The sequence below is a fragment of the Microcoleus sp. AS-A8 genome (genome assembly GCA_039962225.1).
GTDB lineage: Bacteria > Cyanobacteriota > Cyanobacteriia > Cyanobacteriales > Coleofasciculaceae > Allocoleopsis.
The window spans coordinates 487,906-511,161 of record JAMPKV010000002.1; the positions used below are offsets into that span (position 1 = coordinate 487,906).

At 47.5% G+C, this 23,256-nt stretch carries 20 protein-coding genes; 14 read left to right on the forward strand and 6 right to left on the reverse strand.

What is annotated here, in order from left to right:
- Nucleotides 1-34: 34 nt before the first annotated feature.
- From NDI48_05150 to NDI48_05165, 4 genes are all read left to right on the forward strand, one after another.
- Entirely contained in the window at nt 35-949 is a 915-nt protein-coding gene (locus tag NDI48_05150) for a DMT family transporter (GenBank protein MEP0830593.1), read from the forward strand.
- A gap of 558 nt (nt 950-1,507) precedes the next feature.
- A complete protein-coding gene (locus NDI48_05155) occupies nt 1,508-2,728 on the forward strand; it encodes an ABC transporter substrate-binding protein (protein MEP0830594.1) in 1,221 nt (406 codons plus the stop codon).
- Nucleotides 2,729-2,824: 96 nt separating this feature from the next.
- Nucleotides 2,825-3,733, forward strand: coding sequence for a sugar ABC transporter permease (locus tag NDI48_05160; protein MEP0830595.1), 909 nt, complete (start codon nt 2,825-2,827; stop codon nt 3,731-3,733).
- Between the two features lie 27 nt (nt 3,734-3,760).
- On the forward strand, nt 3,761-4,639 hold the full coding sequence (locus tag NDI48_05165) for a carbohydrate ABC transporter permease (protein MEP0830596.1): 879 nt from the start codon (nt 3,761-3,763) through the stop codon (nt 4,637-4,639).
- 282 nt (nt 4,640-4,921) lie between these two features.
- Here the strand turns inward: NDI48_05165 and NDI48_05170 are convergent, their stop codons facing one another.
- Complete coding sequence (locus NDI48_05170) at nt 4,922-5,587, reverse strand: class I SAM-dependent methyltransferase (GenBank protein ID MEP0830597.1); 666 nt, start codon at nt 5,585-5,587, stop codon at nt 4,922-4,924.
- Nucleotides 5,588-5,640: 53 nt separating this feature from the next.
- Here NDI48_05170 and NDI48_05175 point away from each other — a divergent pair, with 53 nt between their 5' ends.
- The 3 genes from NDI48_05175 to NDI48_05185 all read left to right on the forward strand — a co-directional run bounded on the left by NDI48_05175 (nt 5,641) and on the right by NDI48_05185 (nt 10,661).
- Nucleotides 5,641-6,081: a hypothetical protein gene (locus NDI48_05175; protein ID MEP0830598.1), complete on the forward strand. Its 441-nt coding sequence runs from the start codon at nt 5,641-5,643 to the stop codon at nt 6,079-6,081.
- 111 nt (nt 6,082-6,192) lie between these two features.
- Complete coding sequence (locus tag NDI48_05180) at nt 6,193-9,150, forward strand: PAS domain S-box protein (protein ID MEP0830599.1); 2,958 nt, start codon at nt 6,193-6,195, stop codon at nt 9,148-9,150.
- A gap of 410 nt (nt 9,151-9,560) precedes the next feature.
- Nucleotides 9,561-10,661, forward strand: coding sequence for an ATP-binding protein (locus NDI48_05185; GenBank protein MEP0830600.1), 1,101 nt, complete (start codon nt 9,561-9,563; stop codon nt 10,659-10,661).
- Between the two features lie 95 nt (nt 10,662-10,756).
- Here the strand turns inward: NDI48_05185 and NDI48_05190 are convergent, their stop codons facing one another.
- Entirely contained in the window at nt 10,757-12,103 is a 1,347-nt protein-coding gene (locus NDI48_05190) for a DUF3747 domain-containing protein (GenBank protein MEP0830601.1), read from the reverse strand.
- A gap of 467 nt (nt 12,104-12,570) precedes the next feature.
- Between NDI48_05190 and NDI48_05195 the strand changes: the two genes are divergently transcribed.
- On the forward strand, nt 12,571-13,341 hold the full coding sequence (locus NDI48_05195) for a hypothetical protein (GenBank protein ID MEP0830602.1): 771 nt from the start codon (nt 12,571-12,573) through the stop codon (nt 13,339-13,341).
- An 86-nt stretch (nt 13,342-13,427) separates the two neighbouring features.
- Here NDI48_05195 and NDI48_05200 read toward each other — a convergent pair whose 3' ends face one another.
- Nucleotides 13,428-14,783 carry an N-acetylmuramoyl-L-alanine amidase gene (locus NDI48_05200; GenBank protein MEP0830603.1) on the reverse strand — a complete coding sequence of 452 codons (1,356 nt, stop codon included), beginning with the start codon at nt 14,781-14,783 and terminating at the stop codon, nt 13,428-13,430.
- A 294-nt stretch (nt 14,784-15,077) separates the two neighbouring features.
- Here NDI48_05200 and NDI48_05205 point away from each other — a divergent pair, with 294 nt between their 5' ends.
- The 3 genes from NDI48_05205 (at nt 15,078) to dnaG (ending at nt 17,740) form a co-directional block, all read left to right on the forward strand.
- A complete protein-coding gene (locus NDI48_05205; protein ID MEP0830604.1) occupies nt 15,078-15,605 on the forward strand; it encodes a WD40 repeat domain-containing protein in 528 nt (175 codons plus the stop codon).
- Nucleotides 15,606-15,630: 25 nt separating this feature from the next.
- Nucleotides 15,631-15,705 carry a hypothetical protein gene (locus tag NDI48_05210; protein MEP0830605.1) on the forward strand — a complete coding sequence of 25 codons (75 nt, stop codon included), beginning with the start codon at nt 15,631-15,633 and terminating at the stop codon, nt 15,703-15,705.
- A gap of 70 nt (nt 15,706-15,775) precedes the next feature.
- Nucleotides 15,776-17,740, forward strand: a complete 1,965-nt coding sequence (gene dnaG, locus NDI48_05215; protein MEP0830606.1) for a DNA primase — start codon at nt 15,776-15,778, stop codon at nt 17,738-17,740.
- A 13-nt stretch (nt 17,741-17,753) separates the two neighbouring features.
- Here dnaG and NDI48_05220 read toward each other — a convergent pair whose 3' ends face one another.
- On the reverse strand, nt 17,754-18,188 hold the full coding sequence (locus NDI48_05220) for a pentapeptide repeat-containing protein (GenBank protein MEP0830607.1): 435 nt from the start codon (nt 18,186-18,188) through the stop codon (nt 17,754-17,756).
- Nucleotides 18,189-18,348: 160 nt separating this feature from the next.
- Between NDI48_05220 and NDI48_05225 the strand changes: the two genes are divergently transcribed.
- Nucleotides 18,349-19,008: a YraN family protein gene (locus NDI48_05225; protein ID MEP0830608.1), complete on the forward strand. Its 660-nt coding sequence runs from the start codon at nt 18,349-18,351 to the stop codon at nt 19,006-19,008.
- A 111-nt stretch (nt 19,009-19,119) separates the two neighbouring features.
- Here NDI48_05225 and NDI48_05230 read toward each other — a convergent pair whose 3' ends face one another.
- Nucleotides 19,120-19,509: a hypothetical protein gene (locus tag NDI48_05230; protein ID MEP0830609.1), complete on the reverse strand. Its 390-nt coding sequence runs from the start codon at nt 19,507-19,509 to the stop codon at nt 19,120-19,122.
- Between the two features lie 77 nt (nt 19,510-19,586).
- Between NDI48_05230 and queA the strand changes: the two genes are divergently transcribed.
- Together queA and NDI48_05240 are read left to right on the forward strand one after the other, a co-directional pair.
- Nucleotides 19,587-20,918: a tRNA preQ1(34) S-adenosylmethionine ribosyltransferase-isomerase QueA gene (gene queA, locus NDI48_05235; protein ID MEP0830610.1), complete on the forward strand. Its 1,332-nt coding sequence runs from the start codon at nt 19,587-19,589 to the stop codon at nt 20,916-20,918.
- A gap of 98 nt (nt 20,919-21,016) precedes the next feature.
- Nucleotides 21,017-22,471 carry a tetratricopeptide repeat protein gene (locus NDI48_05240; protein MEP0830611.1) on the forward strand — a complete coding sequence of 485 codons (1,455 nt, stop codon included), beginning with the start codon at nt 21,017-21,019 and terminating at the stop codon, nt 22,469-22,471.
- Here the strand turns inward: NDI48_05240 and NDI48_05245 are convergent.
- Nucleotides 22,460-23,155: a TrkA family potassium uptake protein gene (locus NDI48_05245; protein ID MEP0830612.1), complete on the reverse strand. Its 696-nt coding sequence runs from the start codon at nt 23,153-23,155 to the stop codon at nt 22,460-22,462. The two genes, NDI48_05240 and NDI48_05245, sit on opposite strands and share 12 nt — an antisense overlap.
- Between the last annotated feature and the right edge of the window lie 101 nt (nt 23,156-23,256).

Sequence of the window (23,256 nt, forward strand, 5' to 3'; positions counted from 1 at the left end):
TTGTTTCAACACAATTCGATTAACAGCGACGAGAATGTTCTTGAATTTTCCGATTACAAACTTCAATGGAGAACTGGCGGCTTTAGGTGCCGCCTTTTTGTGGGCGCTGTCTGCGGTCATTTACGCTCACCTAGGCCAAAAAATACCGCCGCTAGCCTTAAATTTGAGCAAAGGCGTAATTGCGATCGCCTTGATTGCCTTAACTCTGCTTGTGCAAGGCAACTACTGGCCTACGGACATGAATCTTGTTGCTTTAGGATACCTGCTGTTAAGCGGTGCCGTTGGCATTGGTTTAGGCGACACCTTTTACTTTGAGGCGTTGAACCACTTGGGAGCCAGACGAACCCTGTTACTGGAAGCTTTGGCTCCCCCCTTATCCGCCCTCATCGCCCTGCTTTTTTTGGGGGAAGCTTTGAGTTTAGGTGCTTGGATGGGGATTTTTCTCACTGTTTTGGGAGTATCTTGGGTGATTAGTGAGCGGGTGCCGGGAACTCCCGTGAACACCGAAAACTCACTTCGAGGCGTTGGTTTTGCCCTAGTGTCAGCTTTGGCACAGGCCAATGGAGCCGTTTTATCCCGCGCCGCCTTGGCAGACACAAACATTAGCCCTCTATGGAGTACGCTATTGCGCCTAATAGCTTGTGTTGTGGTTTTGCTGCTGTGGATACCGTTTAAACAAGAGTCTCAAGTTGCGTTTAAACCTTTGCAATCGAAACAATTATTAGGGATTATTATTATCACGGCTTTGTTCAGCACTTACTTAGGAATTATGCTGCAACAAACAGCCCTGAAATATACAGCAACAGGAATTGCCCAAGCGCTCCTTTCCACAAGTCCTTTATTTGTCCTACCCATTGCGATCGCCATGGGTGAAATCGTTAGCCCTAGGGCATTTTTGGGGGTGTTGGTCGCACTGGGAGGGATTGGGCTGTTGTTTGGCTACCAATAACGGTACTCCCAGCGCCAACCCCAGCTTAAAACTATTGATGCAACTTTGGAATGCATCCTTTGTCGCTCCCCTAAATAGATGCCCGTCAAGGATAAGATTGAGAAAAATTAAACAAGGCTTGCCACTGAGCAAGGGATTAAGTTAAGGTAGCGCACAGCCTACAACAGTGGTTGGATAAGTTCTGGGCATGGGTTGCATCTCATTTCTGCCAATGTACTTTCAGCCAATCAGTACAGAATGAGTGTTCTAGGATTTGTTTAAAGATTTTCTGAGGATTAATGTTTCAAGAATGCGTTGATAGCCGATTCAACGCGTAGGGCAAAATCGCCCTCATTTTGACTTGCAGTAAATGACTGAATCGTGATAAGCAAATTTTTAATTTTTGCCATCACGATAGTTTTTAACATCTACATTTAATCCTTGAATAGCTAAATTGATGCTTGCTATGTATCTGTCTCAAAAATGAACCCAATTAATAAGTTAGAAATAAGTCTAAAAAAAGCAGGCAAAAAAATTAGATCTTATGTTTTTTGGGGGTTACTTGTTTCCTGTATTCTCATGTCTCAGGTGTGGGCGCAACCTGCACGGACACAGGAACCCGTAACCATCACCGCCCTCATTAATGCTGGGGAAGTTTCGTATTGGAAGAAGTTAATTGTCCAGGATTTCGAGAAAGAAAACCCTGGTATTCATCTGGAGATTATTGAGGCACCCAACGCAACAGATTTGACAGAAAACCTGTACACGGCGGCTTTCATTTTGGGTGACTCGCCCTATGATCTGGTTTACATGGATGTGATCTGGACAGGTAAATTTGCGGCGGCTGGCTGGCTTTTAGACCTGAGCGATCGCATTTCTGAGGACGAGTTGAAAGCCTTTATGGACAAGGATGTGGAGGCGGGTCGTTACAAAGACAAGCTATACCGAATCCCACTCCGTTCCGATGCCGGAATGCTCTACTATCGTACAGATTTATTGGAACAAATTGGAGCAAAGCCGCCAGAAACGTTTGAGGATTTAGTCAAAACTTCTCAACAATTGCAGGAGAAAAAAGCAACTCGTTGGGGTTATGTCTGGCAAGGTGCTCAATACGAAGGATTGCCTGCGATGTTTGTCGAAATTCTAGAAGGTTTCGGTGGCTTTTGGGTGAATTCAGAAACCAACGAAGTTGGACTCGATCAACCAGAGGCGATTCAAGCGGTTGAGTTTTTACGCAGCGCGATCGACAAAAATATTTCACCTCCTGGAGTTACAAGTTACCGAGAAGAAGACACCCGACGTTTATTTGTAAGTGGTGAATCAGCATTTTTGCGTAACTGGCCTTATGTCTGGGCGACTGCGAATGAAGCGGGTTCAGAAATTAAGGGCAAGGTTGGGATAAAACCCATGGTTCATATTCCAGGTGCAAAAAGTGGGGCTTGCTTAGGGGGTTGGGGTATGGGAATTGCTAAAACTTCCAAACATCCTCAAGAAGCTTTGAAAGCCATTCAGTACTTTACTAGCAAAGAAGCACAGCGTCGGTTCACATTGGAAACCGCGAGTATTTCCAGCCGACGGGATTTATTTAGCGACCCAGAGATTATTGCCAAATATCCGCACTACCCAAAATTCCAAAAATTAGTAGAAAGTGCTGTCTTACGTCCACCCATTGCTCAGTATGCTCAAGCGTCTGATATTTTGCAGCGCTACCTCAATGCTGCTCTCAGTAATAGAAGCCTCAGTGTGGAAAAAACGATGAAATCTGCGGCAAATGAAACACGTAATCTGCTAAAGAGTTAAAGGTTGCAATGTAGCAGATTGCAGGCTACACAACTGATTTTAATCTTTAACCTTCAATTTTTCCTCCAAATCTTCAACCTTTAACCTTCAACCCTGATGAAAGCCGACCCCATCCGCTTACAAGAACAGAGGACAGGCTGGCTGATGTTAGCCCCTGCTTTGCTGTTACTATTACTGGTTTTTGCCTATCCCATTTTGCGCTCATTTGGCTTAAGTTTGTTCACGCAAAATTTGGGGACACAGCTACAACCAGTCTTTTCCGGTTTAGACAATTACATGCGGATGATGGGGGATGGGCGCTTTTGGCAAAGTCTATCTAACACCATCCTTTTCACCTCAGTATCCGTTCTCCTGGAACTGATTTTTGGCATGGCGATCGCATTAATTTTAAATCCTAGCTATCAAGGACGGGCATTAGTCCGAACCGTTGCCCTCTTACCCTGGGCATTGCCTACCGCACTTTTAGGACTTGCTTGGACATGGATTTTTAATGACCAGTTTGGGGTTTGGAACGACATCTTAATGCGTTTGGGAATCATTCAAACTGGAATCAACTGGTTGGGAGATCCAATAACCGCCATGATGGCTGTCATTGCTGCCGATGTTTGGAAGACTACGCCCTTTATTAGTATTTTGCTCCTCGCAGGTTTGCAATCGATTGCTGAAGACCTTTACGAAGCTCATGCGATTGATGGTGCAACACCTTGGCAAAGTTTTACAACCATCACGCTGCCGCTATTGATGCCGCAAATTTTAATTGTATTGCTGTTCCGTTTTGCTGGAGCTTTTGGGGTTTTTGACCTCATCCAAGTCATGACGGGGGGTGGGCCTGGGGGAGCAACTGAAGTGGTATCTCTCTATATCTATGCCACAGTTATGCGCTATCTAGATTTTGGCTATGGAGCAGCTTTAGTTGTGGTGACATTTTTATTCCTGGTCGCTGTCGTACTGATGGGTAGTTTCTTCCTCAGTAAATATCGTGCCAAGATTTCCGGGATGAATTAATCGTAAGTAATGAAAATGGCATAGTTTATGACTGCAATTCCCAATGCTCCAGCTCCGAAAATTCAGGCCAGTAAAATCAATGTCCTCAAGCAGGTTATCTTACCCTTGGGCATCTTCTTGCTCTTAATCTTTTGTCTCGCGCCGATTCTCTGGCAATTACTTACATCCATTAAGATCAATAAGGATATCTCCGCTGTTCCCAACGTCTATATTCCTAGCCAGTATACGTTCAAGCACTATATTGACTTATTCCTGCGTCGTCCTTTTGCTCGATACATCTTCAATAGTTTCTTTGTTTCCCTTGTCTCTACATTTCTTTGTTTAGCGATTGGGACACCCGCTGCTTACGCTCTCGCACGCTTACGCCTTCCTGGTGAAAATATTATCCTGGCAGGCATTTTATCGATTACTTTATTCCCCTTTGTTTTGTTCTTTCTGGGGTTACTAGAAGTTATCCAGCTCCTAAAATTGGGTAACAACTATCTGGCCTTAATTATCCCCTATATAGCGCTCAACTTACCTTTAACCATTTCGATCATGCGGAGCTTCTTTCTCCAGCTCCCTGTGGAATTAGAAGATGCTGCTAAGGTCGATGGTTACAACACCTGGCAAATGTTGACCCAAATTTTGCTACCTATGACGGTTCCGGCACTGGTAACAACTGGGGTACTGACTTTTATCTTTGCGTGGAATGAGTTTATTTTCGCCCTCACGTTTATTACCCGTGAATCGATGAAGACGATTCCTGTTGCTACCGCTCAATTAGGTACAACATCCGTCTTTGAACTTCCCTATGGTGCCATTGCCGCCGCCACAGTTTTGGGGACGTTACCTTTAGTATTGCTCGTGCTATTCTTCCAACGGCGAATTGTTCAGGGTCTAACCGCAGGCGCTATTAAAGGTTAATCGCAAATCTGCCTTCATCACCAAGAAAGGTACCGGAGCTCATACGAGGAGGCAGGAGGCAGATGGCAGAAGGTAAGAAGAAAAAAGAACTCTCTTTCCTGGGGAGAAAAGCCCACGATTCAAAGAAAAAAGTTGGGGAAAAGAGATGATAATCGTCTCTTGAATCCAAACATCCTTTTTCAATCCCACGCTTTTAAACGTGAGAACCTTCTGCCCTTGTACTTTTGCCCTCTGCCTTCTACCTTCTGCCTTCTGCCTTCTGCCTTCTGCTATAACTTAAACTTACGGACGCTTGAGGGTTAGGGTGAGTCCATCCGCAATCGGGACAAGGCTTAGCGTTACCCGTTGATCTTGGTGTAACTTCTGGTTAAAAGCGCGAATTGAGTTGGTTTGGTTATCTTTTACTTGAGAGTCCGCAACTCGTCCTGACCACAGAACATTATCGATCGCAATTAGACCACCAGGGCGAATTAACTCCAGCGATTGCTCATAATACTTCTCATAATTGGCCTTATCCGCATCAATGAAGGCAAAATCAAAGGTTCCCGCCTGTCCAGTGGTGAGGAGTTCATCCAAGGTTTGCAGTGCAGGTGCTAATCGTAAATCAATCTTATCGGCTACCCCAGCCGCTTCCCAGTAACGACGCGCAATCGTGGTGTATTCCTCACTCACATCACAGGCGACCATTTTTCCCTGAGGAGGCAGTGCCATCGCCACACACAGGGAGCTGTAACCCGTAAATACCCCAATTTCTAAGGTTTTTGTCGCACCGAGCAATTGCACCAGCAGCGCCATAAATTGACCTTGTTCCGGCGAAATCTGCATCATCGCCATCGGCAGATGGGCGGTTTCGTCCCGCAGTTGTCGGAGAATATCTGACTCTCGCAGGGAAACGGATAAAAGGTAATCGTAGAGTGGATGATCAAGCCCAAGAGTCTTTTTTGTCATGATGGGTGAGGAAAAATGAGACAACCACTGCTTATCCTATCGTTTGAAGTCCTATGCATAGAGCCGCAAGATTAATCGTAAGCCTTGTTTTAACAGCGATTTTCTTGGTTGCGCTGACCGCTTGTGGGGCAAACACGCCCCCCCTTGGACTCGCACCGAATAAGCAATTGGTGCAAAAAGCGATCGCTCTCCAAGTCAATCAAACCCAAGAACGACTCACTCAACGCTTGCAATCTATCCCCCCCAAAATTCAAATCACTCAGGTTACACTCAAGCAATTAGAACCTTTGTTTCTGGATGATTTAGCCACTTTTCACATCTGGGGTACCTACAGCTTTAAAGTGAACTTACCTTCTCAACAGCTTCCTCAACAACAGCGTCCTTTTGATGTCTACTTGCAACGGCAGCCGGAAGGTAAAACTTGGCGTCTGGTTATACCTGATCGTATGGGCAATAGTTCCCCAGTGAGTTGGCGCACTTATGTGATTCCTTAACCCGAAACAAAGGTAATGTTCAGGCTCGGTGGTTACTGTACAAAACAGTCAGTGACAATAATGTCAACAAATTGTTACATATTGTAATACTTAACCTTTGTAGAGGTTGCCATGCCACTCAGCCGTTTGTCTGAGCCGTCCCTTGTTTGTGAGCAAATTCTTGACTGCATTGGAGCGATCGCGTCTGGCATTGCTCAATCCCAAGCATTAAACACGATTCTGAACATAGCCGTTGAGGAAGTACGGAAAATCCTTCAGACGGATCGAGTCGTGATTTATCGCTTCGATCCTGACGGGAGTGGCGTTGTCGTGGTTGAGTCGGTTGGTTCTAACTGGACACCAATACTGAACCAAACCATAGATGATTCCTGTTTTGCCCACCACTGGGCACAGGCTTACAACCAGGGTGACTTTAGGGCGATTGAAGACATTTACACCCCTGATATGCAGCCCTGTTACCTTGAATTTCTCACTCAGTTCCAAGTCCGGGCAAACCTGGTAGTTCCCATCCTGCCCAAGCATCCAATGCCACAATCTAAAAACCAAAATCCATTATGGGGATTGCTCATTGCTCATCATTGTTCCAGTTCTCGGTCGTGGCAGCCATTAGAGGTAAAATTGCTCCAACAAATCGCCATGCAGGTTGCGATCGCCATTGGGCAAACACAAGCTGTTGATGCATTCCACGCAGAAGTAACCCAACGGCAAGAGGCACAGGCTAAACTGCAAGCGAGTGAAGAATTTTTGCACAGCATCTATGAGGGTGCAGCCCATGCAATTTTTGTCGTTGATGTGCTGCCATCCGGTGAGTTCCGTTTTGCGGGCTTAAACCCAGCCCATGAGCAAATAAGTGGACTACGCAGCGAGGACATCGAAGGCAAATCACCGGAACAAGTACTTCCTCCAACTGCGGCGGCGGCGGTTTCTGCCAACTATGCTCGGTGTGTTCAAGCCGGAACCACCATTTCTTACGAAGAGTGCCTGCCCGTTGAAGGCAAAGAGGCTTGGTGGCTCACCACCCTCACTCCACTCCGAGATGCACAGTCTAAGATATATCAGTTAACTGGTACCAGCATCAATATTACGGATCGCCAGCAGGCAGAAGAGAAACTCAGCAGACAAAAGGAGTTTCTGCGTAATGTCATCGATACAAACCCAAACTTGATTGCTGTCAAAGATTGGGAGGGAAGGTTTAGGCTGGTCAATCAAGCCCTTGCGGACATGTATTGCACAACGGTTGAAGACCTAATCGGAAAGACGGATAGAGATTTTAATTCTCATCCAGCAGAAGTCGAGCATTATCTTCACGACGATCGGCAAGTCATGAGTTTGTTGCAATCCAAGTTCATTCCTGAAGAAATCCTCACCTGCCCAACTGGAGAAGTTCATTATTTACAGACGATCAAGAAGCCGCTACTATCACCCGATGGTAGGACGCGCTATGTGCTAATCACAGCAACAAACATCACGGCTCGCAAACGAGCTGAACAGGAACGCGATCGCGAAGCCGCCGCCAAGCATCGCCTCTTTGAACACATTGAACAGCAAAACCAAACCTTGGAAGCCAAAGTGCAAGAGCGAACGGCACAACTAAGTATTGCGAATGAGCAGCTACAGCAGGAGGTAACGGATCGCAAGCGGGTAGAAGAGGAATTAAGAAAGAGTGAAGAACGCTGGCAATTAGCTGTCAAGGGTAACAATGTGGGGATTTGGGACTTGAACCTAAAAACCAACAAAGTCTTCCGCTCGGCTCGTTACAAAGAAATACTCGGTTATCAAGACCACGAACTTGGGGACGACAATGATGATTGGGTAAGGCGCATCCATCCCGATGATTTTGAGCGGGTGATGCAAGTCAACCACGATTATCTGACTCGGAAAATACCCGATTATGCTGTAGAGTACCGTCTGCGCTGCCAGAATGGCAATTATAAATGGGTTTTGGGACGGGCACAAGCGGTTTGGGATCAAGCTGGGAGTGCCGTGCGAATGGTAGGCTCAACCACCGACATTAGCGAGCGCAAGCAGGCAGAAGAGGCTTTGCGCGAAAGTGAACAACAGTTCCGTCAAATCTTCCAAGATGCTTCCATTGGTATGGCTCTCATCGACTTCCAGAGCCATCAATTTATTCAGGTGAACCCCGCCTGGTGTCGGTTACTGGGATATTCTGCATCAGAAATCGTATCTCTCACGTTTGACCAAATCACCCATCCCGATGATTTGCCGCAAGATTTGCACGACTTGGAGCAACGTGATCCTGGTAAGATCGACAGCTACCGCCTAGAAAAGCGCTATTTCAAGAAGAATGGTGAACTCATGTGGGGGAATCTTACAGTGACAGTTCTCACAGAGCAAGAGGGTTTGCCCAGGTTTACCCTAGCCATGATTGAAGATATTACGGAACGTAAGCAGACAGAAGAGGTAATTCAAGCTTCCCTGCTGGAAAAAGAAACCCTGCTCAAAGAGATTCACCACCGCGTCAAAAATAACTTACAGATTATCTCCAGCCTACTCCGCTTGCAATCAAGGCAAATTCAAGACCAGTGGACTCTCGAATTGTTCAAAGAGAGCCAGAACCGAGTGCAGGCCATGGCGCTGATTCATGAGAAGCTTTATCAATCTTCTAACTTAGCTCAAATTGACTTCCAGGAATACATTACAACCCTAGTTGAGCATTTATGTCGTTCTTACGACATTCATCAACCCGCTATCACGATTAAAATTAATGTGGAGCCAGTTCCACTCCCTATTGATACAGCGATACCTTGTGGTTTGATTATTAATGAACTGGTTAGTAACTCTCTCAAGTACGCCTTTCCTGGGAATCAAGGGGGTGAAATTTGTCTTAAGCTTCAGTTCGGAGCGTCGTCATGCAATGCGCCAGTAGACACAGAGCAGTTTATCCTTACCGTCAGGGATAATGGCATCGGTTTGCCAGAAAACTTAGACTTTCGCAACACTAGCTCCCTTGGTTTACAGTTGGTGTGTCGATTGGCTAAGCAGATAAGAGGTAGCCTAGAACTCAACCGCCGTCAGGGAACTGAATTTAATCTCGTATTTGCCTCATGAATGAAATGGGTCACTAACATCCCCCCCATGGCATAAATTGAGACTTTTCCGACTTCTTATTCCGGGAAATCAATATTAAGATATACTTAATATTTCCGTCGCTTGGTGGTTGAGAGTTTGTCAATCTTCCCACTCCTGCATTCAAAAATTAAGTGAAGAACAACCTTCTAACAGGAGTTTGCTAACGACAGGCTACCCAGCCTCCGACAGTAATAGATAATCGATGAAACGTGAGCAGGCGGGTTCGTTTATCCCTTCAGCATTGAGCGTTCAACATTTAATGTTAAACGTTCAACGTTCAGCATTTACCTAGAGAACCCCAAGCCGATGACTAATAACTAATGACCAATGACCCGCCAATCTTATTTGGCAGACAGAAATAGAAACGGTATAACTGCCTTTTATTAATTATGTCCAAAGCTAAAATCCTGGTAGTGGAAGACGAAGAAATCGTTGCATTCGATATCGAGAACACCCTCAAAGACTTGGATTACGAAGTTCCAGCTGTGGTTGCCTCAAAAGAAGAAGCGATCGTCTTCGCGGCTGCACTTGTGCCAGATTTAGTTCTGATGGATATCATGCTTCAAGGTAGCATGGATGGGATCGAAGCCGCTCAAGAAATTCGGAATCGTTTTAATATTCCTGTGGTCTATTTGACAGCCTACGCCGATAGCCATACACTTCAACGAGCCAAGCTCACCGAACCGTTTGGTTACGTACTCAAGCCGTTTGAAGAAAAAGAATTACAGACGACCATTGAAATTGCGCTGGGTCGTCATAAAGCGGAAGAAAGCATACGTCAGGCATTAGAAAAAGAAAAGGAGATTAGCGAACTGAAATCCCAATTTATCTCCATTGCTTCCCATGAATTCCGCACACCATTGGCAACCATCAACTCTTCCAACGATCTCTTGCAGCGTTATTGCCGGGATGCGATGGATGGGAAAAAAAGCAAACATTTTCATCAAATTCAAACTTCAGTCGCTCAGATGACCCAATTATTGGATGATGTATTAGTTATTGGTAAAGCTGATGCCGGAAAATTGGAATTTGAGCCAGCTCCCCTTAATTTACTAGAATTTTGTCGCCGCTTAATTGAAGAGTTGCAGCTTAATGCTGGCAGGCAGCATACAATTTGTTTCACCATGCATGGAGAATGTACCCATGTCTGTATGGATGAGAACCTGCTGCGGCGAATCTTAACTAATCTGATCTCAAATGCGATTAAGTACTCTCCTCAAGGAGGAGAAGTGCTTTTTCAACTTGCCTGTAAAGATAAAATAGTGACCTTTGATATTCACGATCAGGGTATTGGTATTCCTGTAGACAGCCAACGAGAACTGTTTACGCCGTTTTACCGAGCTGCCAACGCAAGTAAAATCAAAGGGACAGGGCTAGGACTCTCGATTGTCAAACGATGTGTAGACTTACATCACGGTCAGATTTCTGTAAAAAGTGAGGTTGGCTTGGGCACAACCTTTAGGGTTACTCTGCCACGAGTGAGTGGTTAGTTAGGTAATGGGTAATGGACTCGTTGACCATAAATTTTTGTAGGGGCACGATAATATCGTGCCCTTACCTATGCGGTATACCACTCAAAATCGCTTTAGGGAGTAGTAGTTGACTCAGATTTCACGCAGTTGAGCATCCGCAGCGTTGCGGCAGCGGCGTAGTTCCGGCGAGTTTGAGTATCTGGGGAAAATGCACTACCCGTTTCGTTAACTGGAGAAGCCACTCGACAATAGGAAGACATTTGACTAATCAACGAAGCCGCCCAATGCCCTTGAGTGTCGGAAAACTGTTGGGCAGACTGCTTCGGATTTAGGGTGGCTTGGCGTCCTTGGAGCGTTTGAGCAAATTCAGCCGCCCGTCGCTGTACCGCCATGAGTTCTGCACGAGTCACAGCTTGAGTGGGTCGAAACGTACCATCGGTATAGCCACTGACGATTTTATTGTCTCGCGCCCATTGAATTTTTGCTGCGCTCCAGCGTGCAGCCGCCACATCAGGATAGGGAGAGGTTGCAACTTGAGTGGGAACCGTGAAATTTGCACCCGGTAGCTTACCCAATGCTTCAATCACCATCGACACGAGTTGCTCTCGGGTTAAGGCAAGCTGAGGTCTGAAGGTATTATCTTCTCTGAACCCAGCCACAAAGCCCAATGCCACTGCCTGGTTAATTTCCGAAGCGTAGACATCGGAGGCAATGTCTCGGAACGCAATGGTGGTGGGATCTGTGCCTGTGCCTGTGCCTGTGCCTGTGCCTGTGCCTGTACCTGTACCTGTGTCCGTACCTGTGCCTGTGCCCGTACCTGTACCTGTGCCCGTACCTGTACCTGTGCCCGTACCTGTATCCGTACCTGTTCCAGAACCCGTTCCGGTATTACCAGAACTGCTAATGCTGGCTAAAGTCAAATCATTGGTGAGATAAACGTGACCGAGTGTTTTTCCTTCGTAGGTTCTTTTCGTCAACCGCCAACCGGGTTCGAGAAAGATTTTGGCAAAGCCATTCGTCATACCCCGTGTTCTGCCGATGACAATATCTGGGGCTGTGCGATTCGTTCGGGATTTGCCTACCAGTTGCAGTTCACCATTGCGCTGAACAATGCTCAAGAGGTACTGTAACCCCAAATCTTCATCCGCTAGGCGCATGGAATAGCCATTCGCGTCTGTACTGCGTCCACAGATACCTGAAAAGTTAAAGTTTAGGAGTAGTGGCTCGACAGCAACAGGATTGCTACCACTTTCACTCCAGCACTGGCGCTGGGATGAAATTTGCTCAATGAGCAGCAGTTGATGCTGATTGGTACCATAGGGTGCAGCGACGGCAATAAATTTGTTTTGGTCAACTTCTTGTTTACCAAAGGTAGCCGCCTTGGCTAAGGTGCCTGCACCGATGATGGAGATTAAAACTGTGGCAAACGCCGCTACTGTCCCTCGAAACGAAGTTTTCATTGTGTCTCTCGCTGCAAAATTAAATAAGCTTTTGTGTAATGGGAAAATTCTTTGTTCAAATTATTTGATGAATCTCATCCTCAAAAGTTTCCACACTTGCTAGATGCCGTCGTTTTTATTCTTCTCTCTTAAGAACTGTTAAGGTTGAGAGATGAGTGGGAAACTGGCATAATGATTCTCCCGCCTCTGTGGCAATTGACCCTGTTTGCAGAATCAAACGATAGTTGAGAGGTCTAGTGGGAGCGTCGGAGTAAACATACCACATCCTGACCGTCTAGCATCCGATCAAGCTGGGCTGTTATTGTGACAATTTGAAGAATGTCCACTGCCCAGGGAAGGGCAAAGGCGGTTTTGGACGATATTGACCAAACTCCGGTGTGAAACTCTAACAACCAGCACAACTTGACATACTGTCGCTATCACAGCTCGTCAGGATAATGCTATGTTTTCTATTGAGACTGACCCAAATGTACTACAACTTCATCGGTTTGAGTTTCGGACTTGGCGTTTTAGTTTTGTTGGCGTTTGGGGTGCTGCAAGGGTTGCATGTGCCTGCCGGTAGCTTTATAGATTGGGTAATTGCGATCGCGATTTTCGAGTGGCTGCTGGTAATTGTCACTGTGCCGTGGAATATACACTTTGAGGCCAAAGCGGTTTTAGATGAGGCGGCGGCGTCGGCACAAAAAGAGATAAAGGTAGATGAGAAGCAAGTCGAGTATGCCAAGGTAGTCGCCAAGCGATCGCTCGTTGTTGCCATTACGCTGCATTTACTCTCAGCCGCCGGACTTTACACCCTCGCCGCTACGGGTATCAGTGTAGTGGGTTATATCAGTTCTGGTGCCGCGTTACTCCTCACCGTTCTGCGTCCAGCGATACGAACCTATGAATATCTTGCCGCCCGCTTAGCGATGATTCGGCAAGAATTGACTTATCCCAGAGAAGATATTTGGGAACTACGAAACCGCTTCACGACGCTAGAAGAAACCGTCAAGCGCATCGAAGAGCAACTTGATCCAGAAGAACCTTACTCCTGGGTAGCCACAAATCAACATTTTCAGGGAGAGACTCGTAAAGAGTTAGCTCAGCTAGCGACATCCATTGAACAGTTACGAGCAACCAACGAAGCTCAGCACGAGCGTCTTTCTAAAGAAGCCCAAAATGCGATCGCACAACTAACTACAGATGGACAATTTCTCGACCATGTTCGCGAAATTATCCGCTTTTTCAAGACAGCTTAGTCTGCATCATCAACAGGAAGCATCTCATCTGGGTAAATATGAGATGAACCAGGAGGGTTAGCGACTTTTACACCTGTGTTTCTCGCTCACAGCAAACCGGCTGACTCGTAGAGACGCTTAAGTACTGCCATAATGCGATCGCCATATTGCAAATCCGCCGACCAACGTCCACTCAACTGACTGACTAAAGGCGCAATCCCACGCGGCACAAACCCAAATCGGGGAGTGATCGGTTCTTGTACCAACGGCTCTAAACTGGCATAAGCTTTCAGGTGTTGCACATGGGCGCGAACACCGAGTCGGGCGCTAGGGAAGGTTGCCCCCTCCGTTCCTCCACCCACAGTTCCTAAATTGCCAAAGTTATTTTGACTGGCTTTGATCTCACCGCCAAAGCGGAGGTAGTTGGTTTCTACACACATTTGACTAAAGGCAATGTCATAGTTGACGCCCTCAATCGTGGCCTCTTCTCGATACAGTTTGGGTATGTCGGGAAACTGAGTCAGAGCATTCTCATTGTTGGCTTTGAGAAACATCATCAACTGCACTTCCGAGGTATTGCCATGCCCCATAATTCGGTCAATTTGACCGGGGCAGATGGCTAAAATCGATCGCAAAATTACAGTGCGTGTGGAATTATCCCAACTAACGGAGATGTGATAGTCCCGCAATTCAAGCGCTTTAACATACACTACACCCCGATATTGAACGCGCCGAACCTTCGGATCATTGGCTAAATTAATTCCCAGTCGATCCACCAAGTCAACGGGGATATAAGCATTGGTGTTAATTAAGACACCCTGCTCAAGATAAGCCTGATTATTGATATTAATATTGATGGGCAGATAAGTCGGATTCGAGCCAGTCCCTGGCTGAGTCCCAGAAATCTCACGACTCCAAGCCGCCAGTCCATCGGCAATCCCCAGTGCCACATCACGGCGTCGAGTCTGTAATAAAGATCGATCATCTGGGTTACTGAGAAATCCAACCTCCAGCAAGGTTGAGGGGAGAGTCGTATCACGGCAGAAGGCAATCCGTCCGATACCCGTAGCCGTGTCAGGTTTTGCACCTCGGTTGGGCAGTTGAGGGAGGCGTCGCACTACAGCCAGGAGTAACATCTCTGCGTGTTTCTTGCGCTCGGTGTTATTGGCGATGTAAAAAGCCGTCGTTCCTCGGACATCGGGATTGGAAAAGGAATCAGCATGAATTTCCAGCGCCACATCGCCGGGACGAGTCCGAGCATTAATCCACTGGATGGTTTGACTGGCACTCAGGTCATCGGGGACAGAGAGGACTTCAAACCCTCGCGATCGCAACTCTGGCACCACTAAGTCACGCAGTAAAATCATCTCTTGGGCTTCATTCGTGCTGCCCACAATCGCCCCTACGTCGCGACCACCTTGTTCCATGCCACCGTGACCGGCAGAAATAAATATGCGTCCCATCTTTTCGCTTTTTCCTCGGCGCTTTGCTTAGCACTCGCACTCACTCATTTAGGATACGGATTTCGATGGCTAACCGCTAGCCCTATTCCCGTTCATCCTCAAGCCATCTAATTTGTGAACGGCATAAAAAATAATTTATATGCATAAGTTTATGCGTGTGAGATATAGGCTTTCGAGTAGATAATTGCGATTGTCCCAAGGGGGCAGCGCCAAGCGATCGCCTATTCGCTACCCTTCCGAGTAATCGCCCTTTAGGGCTGTCTCTAGCCAATCCCACCACCCTAATTGAGATTGATGCATCTCCAGAAAATTGGTCTGTTGTTTCTCCCTGTGTTTGCCTTCAGTGTTTCAACATTGGTGGACAGCGTGTTGAGTGCTAGTTTTAGCGCCGACGGACAGCGAATTGTTACCGCATCTGTTGACAGAGTCGCTCTGGTATGGGATGTTTCGGGCAAGCTGTTAGCGAAACTCCAACAGCATGAGGGTGGTGTTAACAGTGTTAGGTTTAGCCCGGATGGCGAACGCATTGTTACCGCATCGAGTGACAGTACTGTGTGTGTCTGGGATTTGTCACGCAAGCTGGTAACTGAACTTCACGGACACCAAGGAGCAGTCATCAGTACCAGTTTTAGCCCCGATGGTAAGCTTATTCTCACCGCATCCAGTGACAAAACTGCCCGAGTGTGGGATACAAATGGCAGGCTATTAGTTCAACTACAGCATCAGAACGAAGTCACAAAGGCTAGTTTTAGTCCGGATGGCAAAAGGATTTTCACCGCATCGGCTGACGGAATTTTACCAAAATCTCCAGAAAAACCCTGATAAAGCCCAAGCCTTGCGACAAGCGATGCTGACTACCCTCAAACAACACCCCAACCCTAAAAACTGGGCGGCTTTTACTCTCATTGGTGAATCTCATTAGTGTTGGCTTTCGCTTATAACTTATAGAGTTACGCTTAGAGTTACCCTGATCGACCTCACTCACCGACAAAGTGGAAATCCCCCGCCTGCATCCCGACACCATTGACGACGTTAAACAACGGGCTGACATTTATGATGTTGTCTCGGATCATGTTGTCTTACGCAAGCGCGGAAAGGACTATGTTGGGTTATGCCCCTTCCATGATGAGAAGACGCCCAGTTTCAGCGTCAGTCCCAGTAAGCAGATGTACTACTGTTTCGGCTGCAATGCGGGTGGGAATGCGGTTAAGTTCTTGATGGAAGTGGGGAAGCGTTCCTTTAGTGACGTTATCCTCGATTTGGCACGGCGCTATCAGGTACCCGTAAAAACCCTGGAACCCGAACAACGGGAGTCATTGCAGCGTCAGTTGTCACTGCGAGAGCAACTTTATGAGATTCTGGCGTTAGCCACCGCATTCTATCAACACGCTCTCCGGCAACCGCAAGGACAGGTGGCACTAGAGTATTTGAAATCTGAGCGGCGTCTTTCAGAGGAAACGATTCAGCAGTTTCAGCTAGGGTATGCACCCGGTGGTTGGGAAACCCTGTACAAGTACTTGGTGGAGCAAAAAGGCAAACCCGTACACCTGGTGGAACAAGCGGGATTAATTGCACCCCGCAAAGAGGATAGAGGTTATTATGACCGCTTTCGCGATCGCCTAATGATTCCCATCCACGACACGCAAGGGCGAATCATTGGTTTTGGGGGGAGAACCCTAAAAGATGAGCAACCGAAATATCTCAACTCCCCAGATACCCCCCTATTTGATAAAGGCAAAACCTTATTTGCTTTAGATAAAGCGCGTGATGCCATTAGTAAGCAAGACAAAGCCGTTGTTGTAGAAGGCTATTTTGATGCGATCGCACTTCATGCTGCTGGCATTACCCATGCCGTTGCCTCACTCGGTACCGCCCTGAGTCAACACCAAGTCAAGCTACTCCTACGTTACACCGAATCCAAGCAGATTATCCTCAATTTTGATGCAGATAAAGCCGGAACACAGGCTTCTTTGCGTGCGATCGAGGAAATTGCCTCTTTAGTCTATAGCGGACAAGTCCAACTCCGAGTCCTCAACTTGCCGGATGGCAAAGATGCGGATGAATTCCTCAAAGGACATCGCGACGCCGCCCAACAATACCAACAACAGCTCAACACGGCCTCCCTCTGGATAGATTGGCAGATTGACCAACTTTTGATCAATCAAAACCTCAACCAAGCGGATCAGTTTCAGCAAGTGGCTCAAAGTATGGTGAAGTTACTCAACCAACTAGAGGATCTGAACAAGCGAACCTATTACATCAACCACTGTGCCCAAATCTTGAGCCAAGGGAAAACCAAGTTAGTACCCCTATTTATCGAAAATTTGCAGGCTCAACTCAAGAAGCCAATCACAGCTTCCAGCCACAAATCATTCCCGCGATCGCCTAAAAAATCAGAAAAGAACACCGATGTCAACTTACGCGTCCTGGGAGAACAGACGCTTTTAGAACAAGCCGAAGCGTTACTCTTGCTCATCTACCTCCACCGCCCCGAATATCGGCAGACGATCATCGACACCATAGAAGCACAAGATTTACTCTTCAGCCTCTCTCACCACCGATTTTTGTGGCAGCAAATCTTAGAACTGCAACCCCCCGTTCCATTATCCCCTCATGTTTCCGATCCCCTCCTTTCACGCTTGCAAGAACGCAGCATGGAATTCCCTGAACAGATGCGTCGCGTCGCACATCTATTTCATCTAGATGAGAAGAGACAAGAGGATATCGTCCGTACTCCTCTGTTAATTCAAGCTGCGACAGCCTGTATGGAGAAAGTCTCCTACGAACAACATCGGCGTTATTGCCTGGAGCAGTGGCGAAAACTTGACCCTGCAACTGATCTCCAACGCAGGGAATACTACTCTCAAGAATTCTATAAGGTAGACCAACGGATTAAGGAACTTGACCAGCTACGTCAGTTCAACATCTCCGACATTATCAAAAACAGTCTCAATTAAGCCGAAGCGAAGACTAATCGCAGAACAAGGTATCGCGGGTGTTGCGTCCGGTTGTGGGGTTAGTGCCACTGGCAACGTTACACAGTTGTTTTTGCACATCCTGGCGGAACAAAACATCTGTAAAATCAGCCCCTTCAATCATTGCCCCATCAAACTTAGTATTAAAAGCAAATGCTCCCTCAAGCACCGCATTCTTTAAACTCGCCCTAGTTAAACGAGCTGTGTCTAAGGTAGCATTGCGGAGATTCGCACCTTCAAAGTTGGCAGATTCCAGATTAGCGCTAAAGAAACTCACGCCCTCTAGATTGGAATTACTAAAGTTACTGCTGCGGAGATTGGCTTTAGTAAAGCTGGAATCCGTCAGGTCACGGTCTGAGAAATCTTCACCAATTAAAATTTCTTTGTTGTAATCTAAGGCTAGAACAGGCGTCGCGCTCACTCCGAACATCCACGCACCAGCAAGCAAGAACACCACTAGACTTAAAACAATAGCTGGGATAGGCAGACTTTGCCGACGAATCATACGGGTTTGAGCCACTGAAAAACTTTAAGGGTTGGCGAACAATTTCTATGAACGACCACATTCATCTTACCAGCAAGGGACATCCGTGAGCTTGTGGACTGACCCCACCTCAACCCCTCCAAGCTCAACTCCTAATGTCGGGAAATTAGGAGAACAGCTCGTGGCGCAGTGGCTACAGACGCAAAATTGGCTAATTTTACATCACCGTTGGCGTTGCCGCTGGGGAGAAATCGATTTAATTGCCCAACACGCCGAGTGGGAAACTGGGGGAGACTTGGGACAGAAGCATTCCTTACCCAACCTTAAAACCCACCCCAAGCTTCATCTTCGCCCAACGAAGTCCCACGTCACTAACCCCGCCTCCTCATTGGCATTTGTCGAGGTCAAAACTCGTTCATCAGGAAACTGGGATGCGGATGGACGCTTGGCGATTACACAACAAAAGCAAGCTAAACTTTGGCGGACAGCCCAACTGTTTCTGGCAGAACATCCGGATTTGGCACATCTTCCCTGTCGCTTTGATGTTGCCCTCGTCAGCTACCAGAGGATTTCCCAAGGTTCACGTCGCGTTAGCCAAACGTCTGTTTCACCGCATTCTGCCGATCCCTCTTCCTGGCCCGTAGCGATTGACAAAGGAAACGGCAGACAAGTTCCATCCATTCAGCTAGGTCAACCCCTTTTCACAGCAGGATATCGGCTAATCTTGCAAGACTATATTCCATCAGCTTTTGAGGGTCTCGACTAAAAGAACAAACTCCGCAGATGACATTGATTCTGAATCAAAGAGTTCATCTACGTTTTATGGAAATGTTGTGAGAGAGCCATTGTATCGAATGCACGAAACTCAACCCTCAAATTAGGCTAATGTTTCTGGGCAGTATCCTAACCCCATCGTGAATTGCTGACGAAAGGCTTCAATATCGCTCCGGTCAGGATTACCATGAGAAACAACAGCAACTTGATAGCGACGCATCACATCGATGGGCGACTGTCCTGTCTCCAAGCTCCAAAGAGCCATTTGTAGACGAATTTCAGGGTCGTAGGGAATCCCTAATTCGTTCATGAATGAGCGAAAATCTCCATGCTGGTGCGGAGTGAGGGGGCCGTTCATCTTAACCTTGATCACCCAGCCGTCAATCTGATGAATCACCGTCATAGATTGAATGGGTAGCTGGTGCATCGAGTTCAGATACTCAACCACTCGTAGTGTCAGGCTGGCGTTAGCCAAAAAGTAGAGGTAATCCATAGTGGTTCTTGGCTGAAAACTCCAAGGAGGTCTATACCTTTAATTGTGGCAAGAGCTAGATCAGACGGGTAGGGGCAATGCCCCCGATGTGGGATAGGGGACTTTACCCATTTTTGTGTCTAGTTGAGGAATCTCCTCTCAGTAAAATAACGGTTGACAGAATTGTTCAAAACACTAAACCTATGGATGATGCTCAGTCTCAACCCTCTGATGTCTCTAGTGAGAGGGCGGCTTTTCTCAAGCGCGACACCGTCACTGACTTGCGGCTGAGCCAGAGTTGCCAGTTAGACGAATCGCTTTCTAGCTATGACTATGTACTGCCTCAGGAGAGGATTGCCCAAACTCCTCTCCCCCAAAGAGATGGTTCGCGCCTGTTAGTTGTAGATTCGCCCACTCACCACACTCATGGCATTTTCCGCGATTTACCCAAGCTGTTACGCTCCGGTGATCTGTTAGTGCTAAATAATACCCGCGTCATACCGGCTCGACTCTATGGCTATAAATCGACAGGAGCACCCGTGGAGGTATTGCTCTTGGAAGAGCGACCGGATAACTGTTGGTTAGCACTTGTCAAACCGGGCAGGCGTCTCAAACCTGGGGCTAAGATTTTGTTTGAACCGCAGCTACAGGGAACACCATCCCCCACCACTCCCCCATTACCCAATGGGGGTACTCCCCCAGTCCCTCCTCTGAGTGCGACAGTTCTAGCCAGAGATGAGGCGACCAGTGGGCGTCTGTTGCAGTTTGATCTTCCCCCTGAGGAATCCTTGGCAGCGCTGCTGGTGCAATATGGACAGGTACCACTCCCCCCCTATATCACGGATACCCAAGCGTTACCGGAACAGTATCAAACTGTTTATGCACAAATTCCGGGTGCGATCGCAGCTCCCACGGCTGGGCTACACTTTACGCCAGAGTTACTCGAACAATGTCGGCAACAGGGTATCCGACAGGCATCGGTAACCCTACACGTCGGTATCGGCACGTTTCGCCCTGTGGAAGTGGAGGATATTACCCACCACGCCATGCATAGTGAGTGGTTAGAAGTCCCCCAGTCCACCGTAGAACTGATTCGGGCGACGAAAGCATCGGGGGGACGGGTGATTGCTGTCGGAACAACGGTGGTGAGAGCACTAGAAGGAGCGGCAGTGGGTGGGGAATTGCAGCCTTTTGCGGGTAAGACGGAGTTGTTCATTTATCCGGGATATCAGTGGCGCGTGGTGGATGGGTTGATTACCAATTTCCACTTACCCCGCTCTAGTTTGTTGATGTTAGTGAGTGCCTTGATTGGGCGTCAGCGCTTGTTGGCGTTGTACCAAGAGGCGATCGCTCATGATTATCGCTTCTATTCCTTTGGGGATGCCATGCTAATTTTGCCAGACGCCAGAGAACGGAAAATGATATGCTAATACCTTTCTTAGCCATACTGGCTTTGTATTGAAGCGATTAAAATCTGGGTAAACACTGATACTCAAAGCTAGTAGCCACCGGGGACGGTTTTCTACCTATGTTCAAATACTACAAACAGATCCCGTTGCTTGCCGCCACCCTGATCAGTTTCGGGTTGACAAGTGCCAGTCCTGCCTTCGCTCAGCGGATCGAAGGTTTGTACAGTGAAAATCTTGAGGCCGCTTCTTCCTTTCAAGTGGGATTAACGCTGTATAATCGCAGCGACTTTGAAGGGGCAGAACAGGCGTTGCGGAGAGCGCTGCAATTCGACCCTTTTATTCCCATGGCGCATTATTTGTTGGGAAATTCTCTGTTCCAGCAAGGTAAAACGGATCTGGCGACGGATCAATACCGCCGTGCCCTTGCTCTTGACCCAAATATGGCAGAGGCTTACTACAACCTAGGCTTGACCATGTATCGACAAGGGAACGTGGGCGAAGCCATTAGCCAGTATCAAAAAGCGCTTTCGATCAAACCGAATCTCCCCGAAGCTCGCTATAACATGGCTTTGGCGTTAGAGTCTCAAGGTCGAACCCAAGAGGCGCTCACCGAGTATAATCAAGCGATCGCACTCAACCCCAACAATGTAGGTGCGCCATATAATATGGGGTTGCTTTATGTCAGGCAAAATCAAATAGAACCCGCCATTACCGCATTCCAACAAGCGGTGGCGCTCAATCCTGACTTAATTGAAGGGCACTATCAATTGGGGATACTGCAAGCTCGACAAGGCCGGTGGAAGGAAGCTGAAGAGTCGTTGAGGACAGTCACCAAGTTAGACCCCAAATTCGCTCAGGCTCAGTACCAATTGGGTATGGTGTTGGCAGAGCGGGGGGATTTTGAGGGGGCTGGCGATCGCTTTGCCTGGGTCACAGGTCTCGAACCCAATAATGTCGATGTCTATCGACGCCTAGGGGCAGCGCGGCTCAAAACGCGTCAGTACGATCAAGCTGTTACGGCTCTCCAGACCGCCGTGCGCCTCGAACCCAACGACGCTATGGCACGTTATAACTTGGGAGTCGGGCTACAGCAGCTCAAGCAATATCCAGAAGCGCTGGTGCAATACCAACAGGCGATTCTCCTCAACCCCAACATGCCCGATGCCTTTTTTAACTTGGGTGTCACGCTAGAACAGTCTCAACGGCGAGACGAAGCCATGTCGTTTTTGCTCCAAGCCAAGAGCCTATACTCCTACCAAGGCAATTTGCAGAAGGTAGACGAAATTGACCAGTACATGCAGAAGCTAGCGGCACAACCCAGCATCCCAGGGCTGATTCAGCCAGTCCAAGGCCCAACGATGGTTCCCCCAAGACCTTTGACACAGCCGCCGACGATGGCTCCACAACAGCCTAGTTCACCTCGCTTGACTCCTTTTACACCACCTCCTAGGGTGGCTCCACAACAGCCTAATTCACCTCGCCTGACTCCTTTAACACCACCCCCTAGGGTGGCTCCACAACAGCCTAGTTCACCTCGCCTTATTCCGTTTAATCAGGAGCGGTTAAATCGGTAAGCGGTCAATGTCTGCGTTCGAGCCAATGATCACCATCGCTAAACCCTTATGCAGGCGCTTGTTGGGGTCGGGGTTAATTTCAAATTGATCGTTCTGTCCAATCGCCAATAAATTCACGCCATAGCGGTTACGGAGTTCTAGTTCCGTGACCGTTTTGCCATGAAATTCTTCCGGCACCAACACTTCCACAATACTATTATTGGGATCGAGATCGAAGCGTTCTAGGATGGACGGTTTCGTCAACAATCTTGCCAAGGCACAACCTGCCTCATTTTCTGGGAAAACCACATGATCGGCTCCCACCCGCTGCAACAGTTTACCGTGAACTTCTGAAGAGGCTTTGGCAACCACATAAGGAACACCAGCTTCTTTGACATTCAGCGTCGTAACAATACTTTCTTGCAAATAGTTACCAATTGCAATAATTACCGTATCAAATTCAAAAATCCCTGCTTCTTTCAGCGCCAGCGGTTCGGTAGAGTCCAACTGCACTGCATGAGCCACAATTTGGTCACTCAAGACTTGAGCCACACGTTTTTCATCAACATCTGTTCCTAGTACTTCATAGCCTAATTGGTGCAGAGAGCCACAAACAGCCCGACCAAAACGCCCTAATCCAATCACGGCAAATTGTTTATTGTCTCGGCGTAGATTGCGAAAGAACCTGAAAGATGACAAATTCACACGTTTTCCTTTTTTATCAAGGTGTAGCTGAGTCGAGGTGCCCACATCAAGCAACTGAAGTTGGCAATAATCATAAATTCCAGACTAGCAAGGAATGGGGG

Excerpts from the sequence above, each read along its gene's own strand:
- NDI48_05150 (MEP0830593.1), top strand. The coding sequence starts at position 35 with ATGTTCTTGAATTTTCCGATTACAAACTTCAATGGAGAACTGGCGGCT.
- NDI48_05155 (MEP0830594.1), top strand. The coding sequence starts at position 1,508 with ATGTCTCAGGTGTGGGCGCAACCTGCACGGACACAGGAACCCGTAACC.
- NDI48_05160 (MEP0830595.1), top strand. The coding sequence starts at position 2,825 with ATGAAAGCCGACCCCATCCGCTTACAAGAACAGAGGACAGGCTGGCTG.
- NDI48_05165 (MEP0830596.1), top strand. The coding sequence starts at position 3,761 with ATGACTGCAATTCCCAATGCTCCAGCTCCGAAAATTCAGGCCAGTAAA.
- NDI48_05170 (MEP0830597.1), bottom strand. The coding sequence starts at position 5,587 with ATGACAAAAAAGACTCTTGGGCTTGATCATCCACTCTACGATTACCTT.
- NDI48_05175 (MEP0830598.1), top strand. The coding sequence starts at position 5,641 with ATGCATAGAGCCGCAAGATTAATCGTAAGCCTTGTTTTAACAGCGATT.
- NDI48_05180 (MEP0830599.1), top strand. The coding sequence starts at position 6,193 with ATGCCACTCAGCCGTTTGTCTGAGCCGTCCCTTGTTTGTGAGCAAATT.
- NDI48_05185 (MEP0830600.1), top strand. The coding sequence starts at position 9,561 with ATGTCCAAAGCTAAAATCCTGGTAGTGGAAGACGAAGAAATCGTTGCA.
- NDI48_05190 (MEP0830601.1), bottom strand. The coding sequence starts at position 12,103 with ATGAAAACTTCGTTTCGAGGGACAGTAGCGGCGTTTGCCACAGTTTTA.
- NDI48_05195 (MEP0830602.1), top strand. The coding sequence starts at position 12,571 with ATGTACTACAACTTCATCGGTTTGAGTTTCGGACTTGGCGTTTTAGTT.
- NDI48_05200 (MEP0830603.1), bottom strand. The coding sequence starts at position 14,783 with ATGGGACGCATATTTATTTCTGCCGGTCACGGTGGCATGGAACAAGGT.
- NDI48_05205 (MEP0830604.1), top strand. The coding sequence starts at position 15,078 with ATGCATCTCCAGAAAATTGGTCTGTTGTTTCTCCCTGTGTTTGCCTTC.
- NDI48_05220 (MEP0830607.1), bottom strand. The coding sequence starts at position 18,188 with ATGTTCGGAGTGAGCGCGACGCCTGTTCTAGCCTTAGATTACAACAAA.
- NDI48_05230 (MEP0830609.1), bottom strand. The coding sequence starts at position 19,509 with ATGGATTACCTCTACTTTTTGGCTAACGCCAGCCTGACACTACGAGTG.
- queA (MEP0830610.1), top strand. The coding sequence starts at position 19,587 with ATGCCCCCGATGTGGGATAGGGGACTTTACCCATTTTTGTGTCTAGTT.
- NDI48_05240 (MEP0830611.1), top strand. The coding sequence starts at position 21,017 with ATGTTCAAATACTACAAACAGATCCCGTTGCTTGCCGCCACCCTGATC.